Genomic DNA, 13742 nt, shown 5'->3' on the forward strand with positions numbered 1-13742 from the left:
CGTCACCCCGAACACCAGCCTTCCCCGAGCATCAGCCCACGACAGGAGCACCAATGGCCCAGCGATTCCCCGACCCCTTCGACGTCCCCACCCCCGACGGCGCGGACGGGTGGGAGGACATGTTCAGCTACTACCACCTCTTCGGCGAGGAGCGCCGCGAAGCCGACACCCAGACCTTCTGGTTCCAGGACCGCCTCCACCATCCTGGCGCGCTGTATCCCTACGACGAGATCCAGTGCGAGTGCTGGTGGCAGGCGCTCGGTGCCTTCAACACCCGGATCTTCTCGATGCCGCCAGCCTTCGGCGTCGACCAGCGGGTCCTGAACGGCTACCTCTACGTCAGCCCGGTGCCCGCGCCACCTGACCAGATCGAGGCTCGCGCCGAGGAGTTCGGCAAGCGCGCCTCCCACTACTACGAGAACTGGGACGAGATCTACGAGGAGTGGAAGACCAAGGTCACCGATCGTCTGGAGACCATCCGCGGGCTGGACTTCTCGGTGCTGCCCGAGCTCGAGGACGAGAGCGTCGTCACCTCCCACCGCGGGACGTCCAGCGGTTACCAGATGATCGAGAACTTCTCGACGCTCATCACCACGATGTACGAGACCTACCAGTTCCACTTCGAGCTGCTCAACATCGGGTACGCCGCCTACCTGACCTTCTTCGGCTTCTGCAAAGAGGCCTTTCCCGACATCCCCGACCAGACGATCAGCCGCATGGTCGGTGGGCTGCACGTCGACCTGTACCGGCCCGACGACGAGCTGAAGCGACTGGCCAAGGAGGCCGTCCGGCTGAACCTGACCGCCGTGCTCGCCGACCACGCCGGAGATCCCGAGGCGCTGTTCAGCGCCTTGAACGACTCGGAGGCCGGGCAGGAGTGGGCTGCCGACTACCGCCGGACGGAGGACCCGTGGTTCCTGTTCAACACCGACCCCGGCCACCCCGGCGGGTACCACACCTACCCGACCTGGCAGGACGACCCGCGACTGCCACTGTCCGCCATCCGGGACTACGTCACTCGGATCGAGGCCGGCGACGACCTCGATCGACCCACCGAGCACGTGCTCGCGGAGCGCGACCGGATCACCGGGGAGTACCGCGAGCTGCTGGCGGCCGACGACCAGGGGGCGTTCGACGAGATGGTGGCGCTGGCCCGCAAGGTGTTCGTCTACATCGAGGAGCACGTCCTCTACATCGAGCACTGGATGTGGGCGACGTTCTGGGCCAAGTCCAAGGAGGTCGGCGCCACGCTGGCCGCCATGGGCGGTCTGGACGAGGCCGAGGACATGTTCTACCTGCGCCGGACCGAGGTCGCCGACCTGATCTACGACGTGGTGGCGGCCTGGTCGGTCGGCGCTGCGTCGAGGGGCGCAGCGTACTGGCGGCCGATCGTCGCCCGACGCCGCGAGATCTGGCAGGCCCTCGACGCCTACGACGCCCCTGAGGCACTCGGACCACCCCCGGCCGAGGTGACCGAGCCGTTCACGGTCATGCTCTGGGGGATCACCACCGACACGGTGGCCGAGTGGCTGGCCGACGACGAGGGCGACGAGCAGGTGCTGCGCGGGATCGCGGGCTCACCCGGCGTGGTGGAAGGCCGGGCCAGGGTCGTCAAGCGGGTCGAGGAGCTCGACGCCGTGGAGGAGGGCGAGGTCCTGATCTGCCCCGCCACCTCCCCCTCGTGGTCGACGATCTTCTCCCAGGTCTCCGCCACCGTGTCCGACGTCGGCGGCATCATGAGCCACGCGGCCATCGTGTGCCGCGAGTACGGACTGCCGGCCGTGGTGGGGACCGGGAAGGCGGTGTCGACCATCCAGACCGGTCAGCTGGTCCGGGTCGATGGCGACAACGGGACGGTGACGGTGTTGGATGGCTGATCCCGGCTGTGCCTGTGCGGTCGACGCCGGTGCGGGTGCGCCGGCGCGCCGCCCGGAGCACTGGGAGACCGGTCGGCTCAAGGGCGTGCGTGATCGTGCGCGGGCCCGTCGCCGCGGGACCCCGGCGACGCCGCCGGTGCTGCTACTCGACATGGGTGGTGTGGTGATCCCGACCCTGTTCGAGAGCGTGGCGGTGCCGGGGTTCCCCGGCGGCCCGTTCGAGGCGGAGGAGGCCTACGCCACCGTCGAGCGCGGCGAGCGCCAGGAGCGCGAGTACTGGGCCGATCTGACGGTCAGACGGCCGGACCTGGACCTCGGCGAGCTGTGGCGAACCTGCTCGCGGGTGCGGCCACAGCTCGCGGGTGTTCTCCCACGGCTGGCGTCCGTGGCCCGGGTGGTGGCCTTCACCAACGACATGGCCCACTGGTTCGGGGACGAGTGGCCGACCGCGTTTCCTGAGCTGGCCTGGTTCGACCGGGTGCTCGAGGCCGCCAAGATGGGCGAGCTGAAGCCGGCCGTGTCGTCGTTCCGGCGAGCGGCGGAGGCCATCGGCGTCACGCCGAAGGAGTGCCTCTTCGTCGATGACCTGCAGTCCAACCTGGACGGCGCTCGCCGTGCGGGGATGCAGACGCTGCTGTTCGACGTGACGGATCCAGCAGGCTCGATCGCGGAGGTCTGTCGGCAGGTGGGGACCTCTCCGCCTCAGCCAACGGGTGCCCACCGCCCGTCGGCCTCGCGGGTCTTCGCCGTCCCACGAGCCCTCCTCTGACCCCGCCATTCGACACGATCGTGCAGATTGCTCCACCTATGTGGGTTAGCCCCCGATCGTGCCCCCTCCCCCACCGCCACGAGAGGACCCACGATGAGCGCTGAAGCCCGGCTGAGAGAGCTCGGCATCCACCTTCCGGACGCCAGGCCCGCCGCCGGCAACTACATACCGTTCCGCCGGCACGGCGACCTGCTGTTCCTCGCCGGGCAGGGCGCCGACGGTCACGTCGGCCGGGTCGGCGACACGATGACCCTGGAGGAGGGGCAGGCAGCGGCCCGGGCCGCCGGACTGAACCTGCTCACCCAGACCCGCGCCGCACTCGGGACCCTCGATGCGGTGGAGGAGGTGGTCCGAGTCCACGGCTGGGTCAGCTGTGCCGACGGCTTCACCCAGATCCCGGCCGTCGTCAACGGCGCGAGCGACCTCTTCGTCGAGGTGTTCGGTGACGCGGGCCGGCACGCCCGCACCGCCGTTGGCGTCTGGATGCTCCCCCTCGGGTTCGCGGTGGAGGTCGAGATGATCGTCGCCGTCCGGGACGGCGCAGGCGGCGCGTACCGGCACGCGCTGTGAGGGCGCGCCGTGGACGCGCACGGCGCTCTGGTCTTCGGGACACACTGGGGGCATGGCCCGAGCTGTGACCCGGCGCCGGTCCGACCGGCAGGGCGACGACCGGCGGGTGAACCGCACCCTCGGCATCCTGTTGATCCTGGCGGTGGCCACCGGACTGACGGCCAACACCCAAGGCACCGAGGTCGGGCGATGGGTGGTGATCGGCCACGGCGTCGTGGGCTGTGCCCTGGTCGTCCTGGCTCGTGCGAAGACCCGCATCGCTGGTCGCTCGTTGCGGCGGCCACGGTGGCGCCGCGGGTCGTGGCTGTCGCTGACCCTGGCCGCCCTGGTGGTCGTCACGCTGGCCAGCGGCTTTGCCAGCGCCGCAGGGTTCACCGGGCGACTGCTGGGCCTGACGATCATGCAGATCCACATCGGCGCGGCCGCGCTGGCGACCGTGCCGGCCATCCTGCACTACCGGAGCCGTCCGACCGGCCACGCGGCGCCGGGCCCGACAGCGACCCCGGCCACCGGTTTCAAGGGCACCTCCACGTCCCAGTCCACCGACCGGCGTGACCTGCTCCGCACTGGCGCGCTGACCGCGTTGGCGGCGACCGGCTGGTTCGGCTGGGAGCGGGCCCTGGAGGCGACCGGCGCGCCCGGCGGCGAACGCCGCTGGACCGGGTCGCACGAGGTGTCCTCCGGCGACCCGGACGGGCTGCCCGTGACGCAGTGGCTCGACGACCCCGTCCAGCGGATCGACGCCGCCGCGTGGCGGCTGACGGTCGGTGAGGTGGAGTGGTCCCTGGACGACCTGCGTGCGCTGCCGCAGGAGGAGATCACCGCCGTTCTCGACTGCACCAGCCTGTGGTGGTCGGAACAGGCCTGGTCCGGTGTGCGGCTCAGTCGGATCGTCCCGCCGGGAGAGGCCCGGAGCATCTGGGTGACGTCCACCTCCGGCTACGGGCTTCGCTTCCCGGTCCGCGATCTGGATCAGCTCTGGTTGGCGCTGGACCTTGGTGGCGAACCGCTCACGGCCGGCCACGGCTTCCCAGCACGCATCGTTGCGCCCGGTCGGCGCGGCTTCTGGTGGGTGAAGTGGGTCGAGCGGATCGAACGGTCGCCGCTGCCCTGGTGGGTGCAGCCGCCCTACCCCCTCACCTGACCGACGTCCGCGCCACCCGGCCAGCCGCCAGGTGGCGGCCGGTCAACGACCCCTCCACCGTGGCCAGCTCGGCAGGTGGTCCCTGGAACACGACCCGACCGCCGTCGTGCCCGGCACCCGGTCCCAGGTCGATGACCCAGTCGGCCCTGGCGATGATGTCGGTGTTGTGCTCGATGACCAGGACAGTCCGGCCCTGATCGACCAGATCGTCCAGGAGCTCCACCAAGTGGGCGACGTCGGCCATGTGCAGGCCGGTCGACGGCTCGTCCAGGACGTAGGTGTCGGCGTCGCCGGCCATCTCGATGGCCAGCCGCAGGCGCTGCCGCTCACCGCCGGACAACGTCGTGAGCGCCTGCCCCAGGGCGATGTAGCCGATCCGCACGCGATCAAGCGAGGTCAGCATCCGCAGCACCGGCTTCTCGGTGAAGAACTCCCGCGCCTGTGAGATCGGCATCGCCAGCACGTCGGCGATGGTCTGACCCCGAAGTTCGTAGGTCAGCACCTCGTCGGTGAACCGCCGCCCCTCGCAGGTCTCGCAGACCGTCGCGACGTCCGCCATGGTGGCCAGGTCGGTGTACACCAGCCCGATCCCCCTGCAGTCCGGACAGGCGCCGTCGGAGTTGGCGCTGAACAGCGACGCCTTCACATCGTTTGCCTTCGCGAACGCCTTCCTGATGTGGTCCAGCATCCCGGTGTAGGTCGCCGGATTCGACCGCCTCGACCCCCGGATCGGGGACTGGTCGACGAACACGATGGAGTCGCTCCGCGGCAGACAGCCGTGGATCAACGAGCTCTTGCCAGAGCCGGCCACCCCGCTGACGACGACGAACACGCCGGTCGGGATCTCCACGGTGACGTCCTGCAGGTTGTGCAGGTTGGCCCCCTCGATCCTGACGGCTCCCGTCGGTTCCCGGACCTCGGTCTTGATCGGCTGGCGAGTGTCCAGATGTTGACCGGTCCGGGTGTCGGAGGACCGCAGATCGGTGACCGAGCCCTCGAAGACCACCGACCCGCCATCGACTCCGGCCCCGGGTCCCATGTCCACGATGTGATCCGCCGCCAGGATCACATCCGCCTCGTGCTCGACGACCAGCACGCTGTTGCCCTTGTCCCGCAGGCGTTGGAGCAGATCGACCATCCGCTCGACGTCGTGGGCGTGGAGACCGACGGTCGGCTCGTCGAAGACGTAGGTCAGGTCGGTGAGGGAGGAGTCCAGATGGCGGACCATCTTGACGCGCTGGGCCTCGCCACCCGACAGCGTCCCGGACTCTCGGTCCAGGGAGAGGTAGCCCAGGCCGATGGCGACCAGGTTGTCGAGGGTCGCTGTCAACGTCGCCAGGATCGGAGCCACGTCGGGGATGTCCAACCGGCGGATCACCTCCGCCAGATCGCTGACCTGCATGGCGGCGCACGCTCCGATCGTGTGTCCGCCGACGGTGACGGATCGGGGAGCCTCGCCCAGCCGGGTCCCATCGCAGGCCGGACAGGTGTCGAAGGTCACCACGCGCTCGACCGCCCGGCGCATGTGGGGCTGCAGCGCATCGACGTCCTTGGACAGCACCGACTGGTCGAGCTTGTCGAGCAGACCCATGTAGGTGAGGTTGATCCCGCTGCTCTTGACCTTGGTCTCCTCCCCACGCAGGAAGCGCTCCATGGTCGCATCGTCCCACTGCGCCAGGGGGAGATCGTTGTCGAAGAAGCCCGAGTCGGCGTACAGCCGCCAGGCCCACGAGTCCACCTTGTACCCGGGCCACAGGATCGCCCCATCGTTGAGGGACTTCGAGCGGTCGAGCAGCGCATCGAGGTCGATCGAGGAGGCTCGGCCCAGTCCCTCGCACTCCGGGCAGGCGCCACGCGGGTCGTTGAAGCTGAACAGCGAGGCCGGACCGATGGCAGGGCTCCCGGCCCGGGAGAACAGGATCCGCAGGTAGGTGAACGCATCGGTGGCCGTCCCGAGCGTCGAACGCGTGTTGGCTCCCAAACGCTCCTGGTCGATCACGATGGCCGCGGAGAGGTTCCGCAGGCTGTCGACGTCCGGTCTTGGTGGGCTGGCCATGAAGCCCTGCAGGAAGGCGGAGTAGGTCTCGTTGATCAGCCGCTGGGACTCTGCGGCTATGGTGCCGAAGACCAGCGAGGACTTCCCCGACCCCGACACGCCGGTGAACACGACCAGCTTTCGCTTCGGGACGTCGACGTCCACGCCGGTCAGGTTGTTCTCGCGGGCCCCGCGGACCTCGATGTGATCGAACATGGGCGGCAGTCTCGCACGTCCCGCGGAACGGAGATCATGACAGCCGTGGCGTCAGAGGTCGGCGGTCACGGGTCGTGTGACGATCAACTCCTGGCAGAGCAGGCCGGCTTCGCGGTGGCGGGTCATCGCGACGTAGTCCCCGTGGCCCAGGGACCCCATGAACGCGGCGCGGCTGGGGAAGTGCATCACCAGGACCGCGTCCCAGTCGCCCGCGCCGATGAAGAAGCGCTCGACGTTGCTGTGGAGCAGACAGATCCCGCCCACCTCTGCCGCCGCGATCGTGAAGGCATCGACGTAGCGCTGGTAGGCGGCCGCACCGGACTCGTCGGCGCCGTACTCCGGGTCGCCGGGTGCGTAGGCGGCGCGCACTCGATACTTGAGCAGGTTCACCTGCGCGATCGGGCCGTCGTGCGGGTCGTCGCGGAAGCTGCGGAACTGGTCCGCGGTGGGTTGGAGTGCGGGCATGGCATCGTGTCTTCCTACTCGGGCGGTCGGCCGGCGAACCCCCGACCGGTCTCAGCTCTGAACGTCCCTCCGCCTGGCCCGCCGGCCTGGCCCAAGAAGTCAGCGACGCGGGGGGCGATCTGGTCGGCATGGTGGATCCAGGGTGCGTGGCCACCGTCCACGATGTGGAGCTCGGCGTTCGGCATGGCGTCCGCCATACGGCGACCGACGGCCGGTCCCCCCATCGGGTCATCCCTGGCGAAGACGAGCAACGTGGGCGTGTGGATGGCGGCGAGTTGTTCGGCACGCAGCGCTCGGTCAGGCCGGCCCCCACGCAGTCGGATGAGTCGGTTGAGTGTCGCGAGGAAGGTGTCTTCGAAGTGCTCCAGCCGCTCGGTGGCGAGGATCACGTCCGCGATCTCGGGCGGGAGAGGATGCTCGCCGACCATCGTCGAGAGCTGCGCGACCTGACGGGCTGAGGGCGGCTGCACGCGCATCAGCAGCCGACCCAGCAGTGGAACGGACAGCAGCCGCATCGGTAGGGGTGCCGAGGTGTCCAACACGATGGCGGGACAGCCGACGTGCGCGATGGCGGCGACGCGCTCAGGATGTCGTTGGACCAGCCAACTCGTCCACAGCGACCCCAGTGAGTTGGCGAGGATGGCGGGGCGGTCGAGGCGCAGGGCGTCGAGGACGTCCAGCAGGAACGCGACCGCATTGGTTCGCAGATCAGCGGCGAAGTTGGTCGTCGTGTCGGTCAACCCGTATCCCGGAAGATCCACGGCGTACAGGGTGGAGCCGTCGAGGTGCGCCATCAGCGGCGCCAGCATGGCGGCGGGGACGCCGATGCCGTTGAGGAGCACGATGGGTGGTCCCGCGCCGGCAACGAGTACGTGGGCCTGCCCATCGATGCTCGGGACCGGTACCCACCGCTCGTCGGCATCGATCCCGTACCGTTCGAGCACCGCCGCCTGTGCGATCGAGAAGTCCTCGTCCTGCATGGCCGCCTCCTCTCTGACTTTACATTGTGTAAACCCGACGATACAGGGCAGCTTTACGTCATGTCAACCAGTGATCGCTACGGCGCTCCGGATACCCGAACGCGAATCCTCACAGCCGCGTGGGACGCACTCCTCGACCAGGGACCCCACGTCACGTTGGCCGACGTTGCCGCGCGAGCCTCGGTGTCCCGGCAAGCGCTCTACCTCCACTTCGGCGATCGAGCCGGCCTGCTCGTCGCGGTCGTCAACCACATGGATGAGTCCCTCGACCTGGCGGAGTCACTCGCCCGCGTCCAAGGTGCGCCCGACGGGGCTGCCCTCATCGAGGCTGCAGTCCGTCTCAACACCACCTTCTGGGCCCAGGTCCATCCGGTGGCCCAGGTCCTGGAAGCGGGCCGGCACGACGACGAGGCGCTGGGCAGCGCCTGGCGCGACCGGATGCGGTTCCGGCAGGCCGCCTTCCGCGAGATGGTCGGGGCGCTGGCTGATCGTGGGGAACTGTCCGAGGAATGGACCGTCGACGATGCGGCCGCGACCCTGTATGCCGTCGCGCACTACGACACCTGGCGTGAGCTCATCATCGAGCTGGGCTGGACGGACGATCGCTACGTCGAGTCGATGGCCCGCCTGCTTCGGCGTTCGCTGCTCAGCGGGTGATCGGCTGCTTGGTGAGGACCTCCGAGACGGCCTGTGCGGCCGTTCGGACGCGGTCAGCGGCTCGTGTCGCGTCGCCGTCGGAGAAGTTCTCGTTGGGGCCCGCAAGCGAGATCCCGCCGACCACACGGCCGGCAGCCGAGATGGGGGCTGCAACGGACCGGCGGCCCCGTTGGAACCCGGTGTTGATGACGAAGCCGCGCTCCTTCGCCTTCGTCAGGTCCGCTCGCAGGCCGGCCGCATCGACCGGCCGGAGGCCCTCCTGCGCGACCACGTCTGCGACGCGGGCGACGGCTTCCTCGGGGGCGAGCAGCGAGAGCGCGGCCTTGCCGCACCCGCTGACGTGCGCCGGAGCACGAAGGCCGACCCGGTTGCGCATGGCTGGGAGCGGCGGTCGCGCGGCCCGGTCGAGGTAGACGATCCAGCCGCCGACCAGCTGGCCCAGGTGCGCCTCCAACCCCGGTCGGTGCGGGAGCGTGTCGAGGATTCCCTCGGCGGCTGCCACCATGCCGGTCCGGTCGATGACCTGACCGCCGAGCCCGACCAGGGCCGGCCCCAAGCGGTACCCGCCACCTTCGACCAGCTCCAGGAGGTCGACGGCACAGAGGCTGGTGCAGATCCCGTGGGCGGTTGACCGTGGCAGGCCACTTCGCTCGGCGATCTGGCGAACGCTCATCTGTGGGACGGCAGCCGAGAAGAGCGAGAGCACCATCCCCGCCTTCTCGACGGCTGCGACGCCGGCCATCATCTGCCCCCAGCACGTGACATGGTGCATCGGGGCCTCGCAGCGCGAGCGTCGTGCAACATGTTGCTCACGGGCTGCGCTAGGCCAACTCGCCCACGTGCTTGAGCGGCTCGACGCTGCACGAGATGTCTCGGCCCTCCTCCGCTGCCACGTAGTGCTCGATCTTGCGGTCCAGCACCGCCACGGCCTCCGTCAGCTCCTCGATCGCTGCGATCACGGTCTCCCGGTGCTCCTCGAGGTGTCGGCGCCGGTCGGCGATCGTCCCCTCCCCGGCGCGCACCATGGCGGTGTACTCCTCGATCCGCTGCATCGACATCCCGGTGGCCCGGAGACGGCGGACGAAGGTGATCCAGCCCAGGTCGTCGCTGCTGTACTGCCGCCGCCCGCCGGCGTCCCGTCGGACCGGCGGCATGATGCCGGCCTTCTCGTAGTAGCGCAGGGTGTCGGCGGACACCCCGGTTCGGGCGCCAGCCTCGGAGATCGTGTAGGTCGCAGGGGTGTCGGCGAGGAGTTGTCCCATGGGGTCACGATACCGGTTGACCTGGAGCGCACTCCAACATGTAGACGTTGGGCTATGACCGAACCAACGCCAACCGCACCCATGCCCACCGCCCCCCTCGGGACCAGCGGAACGACGGCCTCCCGACTGGCCCTGGGGGCCATGACCTTCGGCGCCGAGACCGACCAGTCCGGCGCGTTCGACCAACTGGACGCGTTCCTCGCCGCCGGGGGGACACTCATCGACACGGCCGATGTCTACGCCGACGGTGAGTCCGAACGGATCATCGGCCGCTGGCTGGCCGACCGACGGCCCGCGGACACCATCATCGCCACCAAGGGACGGTTCGCGCCGCCGCCCGGGTCGGCCGGGGCCTCGCGTCGGTCCCTGGTGCGATCCGTCGATGCCAGCCTGAACCGGCTCGGTGTGGACGCGATCGACCTCTACTTCGTCCACGGGTGGGATCAGCAGACCCCCGTCGTCGAGACCTTGGACACCCTCAGCGGGCTGGTTCGGGCGGGCAAGATCCACGCACTGGGCTGGTCCAACGTGACGGGCTGGCAGCTCTCGCGGATCATGACCGAGGCGCGCCGGGGCGGTCACGTCAGGCCCGCGGTGCTGCAGCCGCAGTACAACCTCCTCGACCGCGGCATCGAGACCGAGGTACTCCCCTGTTGCCTGGAGGAGGAGCTCGCGGTCACCCCGTGGTCACCGCTGGGCGGGGGCTGGCTGACCGGGAAGTACCGCCGCGACGACCGCCCCACCGGTGCCACCCGGCTGGGTGAGGACCCCGACCGCGGCGTCGAGGCCTACGACACCCGCAACACCGACCGGACCTGGGACATCATCGAGACGCTCGAGCAGGTCGCCGAGCGACACGGACGGCCGATGGCGCAGGTTGCGATCGCCTGGCTGCTCCGACGACCGGGAGTTGCGTCGGTCCTCCTCGGTGCACGAACGGTCGAGCAGCTGAACGGAACCCTCCCAAGCATCGAGATCGACCTCAGCGAGCAGGACATGGCCGACCTGACAGCCGTGTCCGCACCCGGACTTCCGCCCTATCCGTACGAGATGATCGAGGACTTCTGCGATGTGCCGTTCTGGCGGGACCTCGGCACCGCCAGCTGAAGGACCGTGGTCGAGCCGCGCGCATGGCCGACCCGACGGTTCCGAGCGGGTCGGCGAGGCTCAGCGCGTGGCCAACGTCCGTCGGAGGAGCCCCGCGACGTTCGAGGCGATGAGCCGACCGGCCGCCGTCGTGATCGGCAGGATGCTCGAGGTGACCGACGCCTTGGCCACGTCGAGATCAGGCTCCTCGTCCGGGGCTGCCTCCTCCACGGCATCGAACAGCGCCGTGAGCACCTGATCATCCAGCCCGAGAGCGATCGCAGCGCGCCGCTCGAGCCAGATCGTTGCGCATGCCCAGCCCAACAGGAAGTCGTTGCGCCGAAGCCGCTGGTCGAAGAAGCCGCCGAAGTCCCCCAGCAACTCGCCGGCCAGCAGCTGCGTGGTGTTCGCGTCCGGGTCCAGCAGGCGCGGGCTGATCACCTCACAGCTGACGGGCTTCTTGCCGTGCACCCCGGTCAACGCGGCCAGGACGGCCGTCAGATCTGCGTCGTCGTCGAGTCGGTCATCGGACCTCGACGACGGCTCTCCCGAGGTGTCGTTGACGATGTCGATCAACGCGCCGAGCAGCTCGGTGTCGACGCTGTCAGCCAGAGCGTCGGCAACCTGTCGCACAGCATCGATGCGGGCGTTGTACTTGGTGATCCGCCGAAGGTCGTCGCTGATCGCCTCCGCCGGGAGCAAGCCCGCGGTCCGCTTGAGGCCCGCCATCCAGGACGGCACGTCATCTGCCCCGGTGAAGGCCTGGTCGGTCGGACCCTCCGACCGTGGGTCCAGGACCAGGGCGAGCGACCCTGACCGCTCGTCACCGTCGATCACCCGCTCAGCGGCGTCGATGACCCTGCCCACAGGTTCGCGACATAGCGGCCCGCCGTCGCTGTACCAGAACACGCCGTCGTCGGGGAAGGAGGTGATGCCGTTCTCGCGGTAGTGGTCGCGGTGGTTGGATCGGTCCAAGCGGTGAGGCGCGAAGCCCCCGGGGTTGGCGGCGGAGGCGAACACCGCCTCCATGGGAGAGCTCCCCTCCGGCTCCCACAACTGGTGGCTGCCGGACCCCGGTTGCAGGACGAACTGCGACCAGTCATCGAAGGTCGAGCCCTGACCATCACCCTCGACGGCCAGGTCGAAGGTCAATCCGTGGAGGTTCAGCAGCCCCACGTGCAGCCCGAGCGGTGACGATGCTCGGGGGACGCGGTGAACGTCCCGCCCCTCCTCCTGCGGATTGAGGATTCGGTCGATCCGGTCAGCCAATCGGTCGAAGGACAACGGAGCCGAGCCCGCTCGCGCGCGGAGCAGGTCGACGGAGAGCCGCTCCACCCAGGCTTCGTTCATCAGCCATACGGGCTCGATGCCCTCCAGCCAGGCGTGTGCGGCGAGGATGCTCGCGAAGGCCCCGGCCGAGGTCCCTCCCACGGCATCAAGTCGGACGGCGTCCTCGTGGGACGCGGCTCGAAGACCGGTCAGGAGTGCGCTCAGGGCTCCACCGTGAAAGGCCCCGAGCGCGGCACCGCCCGACAGGGTGATCGTGACCGACAGCGGCGCGGCGGACGAGGGGGCGCTCACGCCTCCACATCCCCACCGAGCCGCCCCAGCCCGGGCGCGCCGGCGTAGGCCGGGAGGGCGGCCTGACCCCCGAGATGGCAGTACATGACCCGGCTGCCCGGTGCGATCTCCCCCGACCTGATCATGCCGATCAGGCCGGCAAGCGACTTCCCCTCGTAGACGGGGTCGGTCAGCATGCCCTCCGTCCGCGCGGCCAGATGGATGGCCTCGATCGTCTGGGCGTCCGGCACGCCGTAGGCCGGACCCTCGTAGCCGACCACGACGGTGATCTCGTCATCGCGCAGCGGTCGGGCGACACCGATGCGTTCGGCGGTCTGGGTGGCGATCCGGGTGACCTGGTCGACCGTCTTGTCCAACGTGGCGGAGGCGTCCACGCCGATCACGCGCCGCGGGCGTGGCAGTGAGTCGACGTCCTCCAGCGCGAACCCCGCGATCATGCCGGCGTGGCTCGAGCCCGTCACCGTGCACACGATGATGTGGTCGAAGAACACCTCGTGCTGTGCCTCCTGCTCGGCCAGCTCGACGGCCCAGTTGGCGAACCCCAACCCGCCGAGCGGATGATCGGACGCTCCGGCCGGAATGGCGTAGGGCGTCCCACCTGCCTCCTCCACCGACGTCAGCGCCGCCTTCCAGCTGTCCCGAATGCCGATGTCGAAGCCGGCCGGATCGATCCGGATGTCGCCGCCCATGATCCGCGTCAGCTGGATGTTGCCGACCGTGTCGTAGTTCATGTCGGGCCAGTCGACCCAGCCCTCCTGCACGGTCACACAGCCCAGGCCGAGATGCCGGGCCACGCCGGTCACCTGGCGGGTGTGGTTGGACTGGATCCCCCCGATCGACACGAGCGTGTCGCACCCCTGGGCGAGGGCGTCGGCCACCAGGTACTCGAGCTTGCGGACCTTGTTGCCGCCGAAGGCGATGCCCGAGTTGCAGTCCTCCCGCTTGGCCCAGATCTCGACCTCACCGCCGAGCGCCTCGGACAGTCGCGGGAGGGGGTGGACCGGTGAGGGCCCGAAGAGCAGTGGGTGACGTGGGTGATCGGCGAGGGTCATGGCCTCATCATCGCGCAGAGAACTCGGGGCTGCGCAGCAGTCGACGGC

The 13742-nt window shown here is 69.5% G+C and carries 13 protein-coding genes; 6 read left to right on the forward strand and 7 right to left on the reverse strand.

Annotation, left to right across the window (positions count from 1 at the left end):
- Window positions 1-53: 53 nt before the first annotated feature.
- From C1746_RS01630 to C1746_RS01645, 4 genes are all read left to right on the forward strand, one after another.
- A complete protein-coding gene (locus C1746_RS01630; RefSeq protein ID WP_116712963.1) occupies window positions 54-1877 on the forward strand; it encodes a PEP-utilizing enzyme in 1824 nt (607 codons plus the stop codon).
- Window positions 1870-2646, forward strand: a complete 777-nt coding sequence (locus C1746_RS01635; RefSeq protein ID WP_116712964.1) for an HAD-IA family hydrolase — start codon at window positions 1870-1872, stop codon at window positions 2644-2646. Before C1746_RS01630 ends, C1746_RS01635 begins: the two co-directional genes overlap by 8 nt.
- Before the next feature lie 93 nt (window positions 2647-2739).
- Complete coding sequence (locus tag C1746_RS01640) at window positions 2740-3216, forward strand: RidA family protein (RefSeq protein WP_116712965.1); 477 nt, start codon at window positions 2740-2742, stop codon at window positions 3214-3216.
- A gap of 52 nt (window positions 3217-3268) precedes the next feature.
- The gene (locus tag C1746_RS01645) at window positions 3269-4360 is read left to right on the forward strand and encodes a molybdopterin-dependent oxidoreductase (RefSeq protein WP_116712966.1); all 1092 of its coding nucleotides are present in this window, start codon (window positions 3269-3271) and stop codon (window positions 4358-4360) included.
- Here the strand turns inward: C1746_RS01645 and C1746_RS01650 are convergent.
- Genes C1746_RS01650 through C1746_RS01660 form a run of 3 tightly spaced genes read right to left on the reverse strand, consistent with a single transcriptional unit; the run spans window position 4353 to window position 8056 of the window.
- The gene (locus tag C1746_RS01650) at window positions 4353-6611 is read right to left on the reverse strand and encodes an ATP-binding cassette domain-containing protein (RefSeq protein ID WP_116712967.1); all 2259 of its coding nucleotides are present in this window, start codon (window positions 6609-6611) and stop codon (window positions 4353-4355) included. The two genes, C1746_RS01645 and C1746_RS01650, sit on opposite strands and share 8 nt — an antisense overlap.
- 51 nt (window positions 6612-6662) lie before the next feature.
- Window positions 6663-7076: a DUF1330 domain-containing protein gene (locus C1746_RS01655; protein WP_116712968.1), complete on the reverse strand. Its 414-nt coding sequence runs from the start codon at window positions 7074-7076 to the stop codon at window positions 6663-6665.
- 14 nt (window positions 7077-7090) lie between these two features.
- The gene (locus tag C1746_RS01660) at window positions 7091-8056 is read right to left on the reverse strand and encodes an alpha/beta fold hydrolase (protein ID WP_116712969.1); all 966 of its coding nucleotides are present in this window, start codon (window positions 8054-8056) and stop codon (window positions 7091-7093) included.
- A gap of 60 nt (window positions 8057-8116) precedes the next feature.
- On the opposite strand from C1746_RS01660, the gene C1746_RS01665 reads away from it, so the two are divergent.
- Entirely contained in the window at window positions 8117-8713 is a 597-nt protein-coding gene (locus tag C1746_RS01665; RefSeq protein WP_116712970.1) for a TetR/AcrR family transcriptional regulator, read from the forward strand.
- Here C1746_RS01665 and C1746_RS01670 read toward each other — a convergent pair.
- Together C1746_RS01670 and C1746_RS01675 are read right to left on the reverse strand one after the other, a co-directional pair.
- On the reverse strand, window positions 8703-9485 hold the full coding sequence (locus C1746_RS01670) for an IclR family transcriptional regulator (RefSeq protein WP_116712971.1): 783 nt from the start codon (window positions 9483-9485) through the stop codon (window positions 8703-8705). The two genes, C1746_RS01665 and C1746_RS01670, sit on opposite strands and share 11 nt — an antisense overlap.
- A 49-nt stretch (window positions 9486-9534) precedes the next feature.
- Window positions 9535-9975, reverse strand: a complete 441-nt coding sequence (locus C1746_RS01675; RefSeq protein ID WP_116712972.1) for a MerR family transcriptional regulator — start codon at window positions 9973-9975, stop codon at window positions 9535-9537.
- Window positions 9976-10029: 54 nt separating this feature from the next.
- Between C1746_RS01675 and C1746_RS01680 the strand changes: the two genes are divergently transcribed.
- Entirely contained in the window at window positions 10030-11082 is a 1053-nt protein-coding gene (locus tag C1746_RS01680) for an aldo/keto reductase (RefSeq protein ID WP_205711640.1), read from the forward strand.
- Window positions 11083-11142: 60 nt separating this feature from the next.
- Here C1746_RS01680 and C1746_RS01685 read toward each other — a convergent pair whose 3' ends face one another.
- Together C1746_RS01685 and C1746_RS01690 are read right to left on the reverse strand one after the other, a co-directional pair.
- Complete coding sequence (locus C1746_RS01685) at window positions 11143-12642, reverse strand: patatin-like phospholipase family protein (protein WP_116712973.1); 1500 nt, start codon at window positions 12640-12642, stop codon at window positions 11143-11145.
- A complete protein-coding gene (locus C1746_RS01690; protein ID WP_116712974.1) occupies window positions 12639-13694 on the reverse strand; it encodes a 1-aminocyclopropane-1-carboxylate deaminase in 1056 nt (351 codons plus the stop codon). The genes C1746_RS01685 and C1746_RS01690 overlap by 4 nt, the downstream gene beginning before the upstream one ends.
- Between the last annotated feature and the right edge of the window lie 48 nt (window positions 13695-13742).

The organism is Euzebya tangerina (assembly GCF_003074135.1).
Taxonomy (GTDB): domain Bacteria; phylum Actinomycetota; class Nitriliruptoria; order Euzebyales; family Euzebyaceae; genus Euzebya; species Euzebya tangerina.